At 74.5% G+C, this 6,616-nt stretch carries 4 protein-coding genes; all 4 read right to left on the reverse strand.

Annotation, left to right across the window (positions count from 1 at the left end):
• Positions 1-192 precede the first annotated feature (192 nt).
• A complete protein-coding gene (locus tag FHG89_RS17415) occupies positions 193-1,506 on the reverse strand; it encodes a DEAD/DEAH box helicase (RefSeq protein ID WP_139585442.1) in 1,314 nt (437 codons plus the stop codon).
• A gap of 222 nt (positions 1,507-1,728) precedes the next feature.
• Positions 1,729-1,932, reverse strand: a complete 204-nt coding sequence (gene cspE / locus FHG89_RS17420; RefSeq protein WP_007464836.1) for a transcription antiterminator/RNA stability regulator CspE — start codon at positions 1,930-1,932, stop codon at positions 1,729-1,731.
• A gap of 226 nt (positions 1,933-2,158) precedes the next feature.
• Positions 2,159-5,527, reverse strand: coding sequence for an ATP-dependent helicase (locus FHG89_RS17425; RefSeq protein WP_139585443.1), 3,369 nt, complete (start codon positions 5,525-5,527; stop codon positions 2,159-2,161).
• 27 nt (positions 5,528-5,554) lie between these two features.
• Positions 5,555-6,616, reverse strand: a 1,062-nt coding sequence (locus FHG89_RS17430) for a RecB family exonuclease (protein WP_139585444.1), incomplete at its 5' end; no start/stop codon positions are given.

Genomic DNA, 6,616 nt, shown 5'->3' on the forward strand with positions numbered 1-6,616 from the left:
CCCCTCCCGTGCCGGGCCCCCCGCCCGGCTCCCCCCGCTGGCCAGCTTCGACCACCCGGGGCGCGGGCACAGTCGGCCAGCTGACCAAGCCGAGGCTGAATGCCGACTCAGAGGCACCGATGGCCGGCAGACCCCGCAGACGAAACCGACCCGCCCCGCCGAAGCGGAACGGGTCGGTCGGAGTGCGGGAGATCAGACGGTACGGGGGCGGCGCGGACGGCGGGACCGACCCGACGCGCGGTGCGCGGGCCGGGCGGCACCGTCGGTGGTCGAGCCACCGGAGGCGCGTACCCGACCAGCCGCCACCGGCGGCGCGGCGATTGTCACCGGCACACCGGACGGCTCGCGGGCACCTGTCACCCGGGCCAACGCCCCGTCGCCCTGGCGCACCTGGACCGACTCCGGCCGGATGCCGGCGATGGCCATCAACCGGGACACGTCCCGGCGCTGCTCGGGCAGGACCAGGGTGACCACGCTGCCGGACTCGCCGGCCCGGGCGGTACGCCCACCCCGGTGCAGGTAGTCCTTCGCCTCGGTCGGCGGGTCCACGTTGACCACCATGTCCAGGCCGTCCACGTGGATGCCCCGGGCCGCCACGTCGGTGGCGACCAGGGCGGTCACCTGACCGTTGCGGAACTGCTCCAGGATCCGGGTGCGCTGCGGCTGGGACTTGCCGCCGTGCAGCGCGGCCGCGCGTACACCCTTGGAGAGCAACTGGCGTGCGAGCCGGTCGGCGCGGTGCTTGGTGCCCATGAACAGGATGGTGCGGCCCTCGCGGGCGGCGATCCGGGTCAGCGCGTCGGGCTTGTCGACAGCGTCGACGTGCAGCACGTGGTGGGTCATCGCGGTGACCGTGGCGGTGCCCGGGTCGACCGAGTGGGTCACCGGGTTGTTCAGGAAGCGGCGGACCAGCCGGTCCACGCCACCGTCCAGGGTGGCGGAGAAGAGCATCCGCTGCCCCTGCGGCGCGACCTGCTCCAGCAGCTTGGTCACCTGCGGCAGGAAGCCCATGTCGGCCATCTGGTCGGCCTCGTCCAGCACGGTGATCTCGACCTGGTCGAGCCGGGCGTCGCCACGGTTGATCAGATCGTGCAGCCGGCCGGGGGTCGCCACGACAACCTCGGCGCCGGCACGGAGCGCGTCCGCCTGGCGCTGCAACGACAGCCCGCCGACGACTGTGGCGCAGCGCAACCCGACAGCGCGGGCGTACGGGGCAAGCGCGGTGGTGACCTGCTGGGCCAGCTCACGGGTCGGCACCAGCACCAGGGCCAGCGGACGACCCGGGCGGGCCTTGTGGCCGGCGGTGCGGGAGAGCAGCGGAAGCCCGAAGGCGAGGGTCTTGCCGGAGCCGGTGCGGCCCCGGCCGAGCACGTCGCGGCCGGCGAGCGAGTCGGGCAGCGTCGCCGACTGGATCGGGAACGGCTCGGTGATGCCCTGCGCGGTCAGCGCGGTGAGCAGCGCCGGCGCCAGACCGGTATGAGCGAACGACGGAATAACTGTGGTCATGCGGAAGCCTTCCTCGACGCGGCACGTGTCGAGGAAGGGCGCCGATGTCGGCGCTGTCACCGGCAGCCGGAGGCAGCCAGGACTCACAAGCACGAACCGATTGGAGTACAGGCCGGCCCGCCGCCGGGCCGCCGCCTGCGTAAGCAGGCGGCGGCGGGGCGGGCCGGTCCCGTCACCGTCACACCCGGAGGGCGCGACAGGTAATGCTGACCGATCCGAAGATCAGAGCGGGCGGATGTTCTCCGCCTGCGGGCCCTTCTGGCCCTGGGTCACCTCGAACTCGACCCGCTGGTTCTCGTCCAGGCTCCGGTAGCCGGAGGACTGGATCGCCGAGAAGTGGGCGAAGACGTCAGCGCCGCCGCCGTCCGGGGTGATGAAGCCGAAGCCCTTGTCAGCGTTGAACCACTTCACGGTGCCAATAGCCATGTGTTTCGTCTCCTTGACGGAACGTCGGACGCGCACTTGTTGCACGCCCGAAGAGGAGCGCTCCGCGCGGGGATGCGCGAATCGCCTGTCGCTTCTGGTCGCCCCGCCCGGAGAACTCCGGACACAACAAAGAGCGCCTGGGGCCACAATCCCGCCAGGCGCACACAGAGTCTCTGGTAACCAAAACTGCAACCCGATCAACCTACCACGGTTCTCCCCGCGGTGGTCAAGAGTGGGCAGAATCTTCGGGCAACTGGGCGATCATGGCGGTGAGCCCGGTCACGTCGAGCAGGTCGGTGGGGCGCACCGTCACCCCGTCCCGGACGTAGTGGAACGCCGCGCCCACCCGGTCGACCGGCACCCCGGCCAGTTCCGCCCAGGCCAGTCTGTACACGGCCAACTGCACCGCCGCCACCTGCGCCGCCGGCCCGGTGGGCTGCCGACCCGTCTTCCAGTCGACCACGTCGAAGCGACCACCCGGCCGGGCGAAGACCGCATCCATCCGGCCCCGGACCACCACCCCGGCGATCACCGTGGCGAACGGCACCTCCACCTCCACCGGCGCCCGGTCGGCCCACTCGCTGGCCAGGAAGCGCTCCTGAAGCTCGACCAGCGCCTCGTCCGGTGCCGCGTCCGCGTCCGCCGCGCCGGGCAGCTCGTCCAGATCGAGCAGCCGGTCGGCGCCGAAGCGCTGCTCCAGCCACGCGTGGAAGGCGGTGCCCCGACGGGCGTACGGGTTGGGTTCGGCGGGCACCGGACGGCGCAGCGTACGCGCCAGCGCCGCCGGATCGTTGCGCAACGCGACGAGCTGGGTGACGCTCAACTGGCCCGGCAGGGCCACCTCGACCGCGCCGGAGAGCCGGGTCAACTCGGCCCGCTCGGCCAGCAGCAGGTCGGCCTCGCGCCGCCAGCGCGCCACCTCCGGATCCACCTCCGGCCCTCCGGCGACCACCACCTCGGCCGGGCCGTCGGTCATCAGGCGGCGGACCAGCCCTGCCGCCTCGGCCAGCGCCGGCCGTCGGCCGCCCAACGGGTCGGCCGGCCACTCCGCGCGGAGCACCACCTCGGCCGTCGGGTTCGTGGCGTCCGGGGTGGGCTCGGGCGCCCACCCGTCGACCAGGTGCCCCGGGCCGCCGTCCAGGCAGGCGTCGTACACCTCGCGCAGGAAGACCGACGGGCCGCGCGGCCGCTTCGTGCCCTCCCCCCACCAGTAGCCCGAGCAGAGCAGCAGCCGGCGCGGGCGGGTGACCGCCACGTACGTCAGCCGGCGTTCCTCCCGCTCGTCGTGCGCCCGCCAGGCGTCGGTGAAGTCGGTGACCGCCCGGGCCACGGCCCGCTGGTCTCCCGCCTCGTCGAGCTGCAGCTCCGGCAGCCCGTCGGCGTCGCCGCGCAGCGGGAATGGCAGCACACCCAGCCCGCCCAGCCAGTGATCGGAGTTGCGCGCCGGCCCCGGCCACGACCCGCGGCACAGCCCGGCGACCGCCACCACGTCCCACTCCAGGCCCTTCGCGGCGTGCGCGGTGACCACCTGCACCGCGCCCTCGACCACCTCGACCTCGCCGGGGGTCAGGCCGCGTTCCTCGTCCTCGGCGGCGGCCAGGTAGGACAGGAAGCCGGACAGGGTGGCGCCCGGGGTCTCGCCGCTGAAGCGGGCCGCCACGTCACCGAGCGCGTCCAGGTGGCCCCGGGCCAGGCCGGCGTCGCCGGCGCCGTCCCGGCCGGCACGCACCGCCACCTCCACATCCAGGCCGATGGTCCGCTCGATGTCCGCGATCAGGTCCGGTAGCGCCTGGTCCAGCCGGTAGCGCAGCAGCGCCAGCTCCATGCCGTACGCGCGCAGCCGCGCGAACCCCTCCGCCGAGTACGCCTGCGCCGGCCCCAGATCGGCCAGCGCCTCCACCAGGGTCGCCTCGTCCAGCAGGTCTGGCGTGATCTCCGAGGTCTCGTCGGCGGCCACCTGCCGGCGGGCGTTGGCGATGGCCCGGGCCCTCCGGTGCAGCGCCACCAGATCCCGTGGCCCGATCCGCCAGCGGGCGCCGGTGAGCAGCCGCAGCAGCGCGGCGCCGTCGGTCGGGTCGGCCAGCACCCGCAGCGTGCACACCACGTCGCGGACCTCGGGAGTGTCCAGCAGGCCACCCAGCCCGACCACCTCCACCGGCAGGCCACGCTCCCGCAGCGCCGATTCGATCGCCGGGATCTGGCTGCGGACCCGGACCAGCACGGCAGTCGTCGGGCGCTGCGCCACCGGGATGTGCTCGGGGGCCGCGCCGGGCATCCGGGCCGCGCCGCGCCAGGCCGCGAGCACGCTGTCGGCGATCCAGGCCGCCTCGTCGGCGTACGTGGGCAGCAGCGCGCAGTGCACCGTGCCGCCGGCCGCCCCGCCGGGGCTGCGGTGCGGGATCGGGTCCAGGACGGTCAGCGCCGAGCGCAGCTCCGGCACCCGGGCGCCGGCCGCGCGCAGCGGGGTGGACAGCGCGTTCGCCACCCGGAGGATCTCGGGGCGGTTGCGCCAGCTCGTGGTGAGCCCCAGCGCCCGCGCGGGCTGCCCGTCGGACCGCGCGAACTCGGTGGGGAACCGGTCAAGGGTGCCCGCGCTGGCCCCCCGCCAGCCGTAGATGGACTGGCACGGATCACCCACCGCCGTCACCGGGTGCCCGCCACCGAACAACGCGTTGAGCAGCACCACCTGGGCGTGGCTGGTGTCCTGGTACTCGTCGAGCAGCACCGCCCGGAACCGGTCGCGCTCGATCTCGCCGACCGCCGGGTGGTCCCGGGCCACCCGCGCCGCCCGGGCGAGCTGGTCGGCGAAGTCCATCGCCTCGAAGTCCAGCTTGCGCCGGGCGTACGCCCGCACCAGCGGCAGCAGACGCAGCCGGGTCTGTTGCAGGGCGAGCGCCTTGCGCACGTCGGCGTACACCCGCCCCGGGCGCGACTGCACCTCGGCGAAGAACCGGCCCGTCCAGGCCGCCAGCTCGTCCGGGGCGACCAGGTGCTCGTCCAACTCCCCGGCGAGCGCCAGCACCGCGTCGGTGATGGTGCTCGGCATCCGGTCCACCTCGGACATGTCACCGTCGTAGTTGCGCACCAGCAGGTCGACCAACTGCCAGCGGGACGCCTCGGTGAGCAGCCGGGTGGACGGCTCGTAGCCGGCCCGCAACCCGTGCTCGGTGACGATCCGCCCGGCGTACGAGTGGTAGGTGGAGACGGTGGGCTCGCCGGCGAGCGGGTCGTCCAGCGGGTCGCGGCCCTGCCGGCCGAGGCGGCGGATCAGCTGGTCGAGCCGTGTACGGACCCGGTGCGCCAGCTCACCGGCGGCCTTACGGGTGAAGGTCAGTCCGAGGATCTGCTCCGGCCGCACGTACGAGTTGGCGACCAGCCAGACCACCCGGGCGGCCATCGTCTCGGTCTTGCCGGAGCCGGCACCGGCCACCACCAGCAGCGGCTCCACCGGGGCGGCGATGATCGCGGCCTGTTCCCGGGTGGGCGCCGGCAGCCGCAGAAGTTTCGCCAGCTCCACCGGCGTGTACCGGGGGCCTGAGTCGGCGAGCCTGGGCGTCGGCGCGGGGCCGGCGCCGAACAGGGTGGGCTGGGTCACGGTGTCGCCTCGGCTCCCCGCACCGGCTCACTCCTCGCCCTCGTGGGTGCTCCGGGTGGTCGGCGGCTCGACGACCTGGCGCCCCTGCCCGGAGACCGGGCAGCTGGTGCGCACCGGGCAGACCCGGCACTTGGAATTGGCCACCGCGGCGAAGGTGGCAGCGGCCATCGTATCGGCGGTGCGCCGCACCAGCGCGGTCGCCCAGCCGGCCGCCGGGCCCTCGCCGGCCGCCGGCTGGTTCTGCTCCCGGGCGTCCTTCGCGGACGTGCCGAGCTGCACCAGCGCGGCGCCTCCGGACTCGTCGCCGAACTCGGCGAACGCCCCCGCCTCCACCGCCGCCTGGTAGGCGCCGAGCTGCGGGTGCTCGGCAAGCTCGCTGCCGGTGACCGCGGTGGACTTTCCGGTCTTCAGGTCGATCACCACGAGCCGGCCGGCCTCGTCGACCTCCAGCCGGTCGACCCGTCCGGTCAGATCGACCGGGCGGTGCGGGTCGTCCAGCCGGACGGCGAACTCGTGCTCGATGGCGAGCAGTCGGCGCGGGTTGGTGGCCAGCCAGCGCAGCAGCTTGTCGACCATCGCCTCGGCGCGTTCCCGTTCCGGGCCGGCCATCCAGCGGGCGGCCAGCTCGATCGCGTCGAACCGGGCGGCCACGTAGTCAAGCAGCGCGCCCCGGTCGGCGCTGGCGTCCTCGGCGAGCATCGCGGCGGCGTGCACCAGGTTGCCCACGCCCTGCGCGGTGCTGGTCGGGCCGCTGCCGCCGTGCCGTTCCAGCAGCCAGCGCAGGCTGCACCGCAGCGCGCTCTCCATCGCCGACGGGGTGACGCGTACCGCCTCGCCGTCGTCGACGAGCGGCCGGTCGTCGGAGAGCGCGCGCAGGCCCCACCAGTCGTCCGGGTGCGCGCCGGGCACACCGGCGGCGGCGAGGCGGGCCAGTTCGGCCGCCGCCGCGCGCCGCCGGCTCGCCGGCGCGGCCGGGTCGGTGATGGCGGTACGCAACTCGGCGACAAGCGCCGGCAGGGTGAGCGCCCGGGGCATGTCCCTTATACACATCTCCGAGCCCACGAGACCGGAGCCTATCTCGTATGCCCC

The organism is Micromonospora orduensis (assembly GCF_006228125.1).
GTDB lineage: Bacteria > Actinomycetota > Actinomycetes > Mycobacteriales > Micromonosporaceae > Micromonospora > Micromonospora orduensis.

What these genes read in the sequence shown, in the direction of transcription:
- FHG89_RS17415 (WP_139585442.1), bottom strand. Translation starts at nt 1,506, where the DNA reads ATGACCACAGTTATTCCGTCGTTCGCTCATACCGGTCTGGCGCCGGCG.
- cspE (WP_007464836.1), bottom strand. Translation starts at nt 1,932, where the DNA reads ATGGCTATTGGCACCGTGAAGTGGTTCAACGCTGACAAGGGCTTCGGC.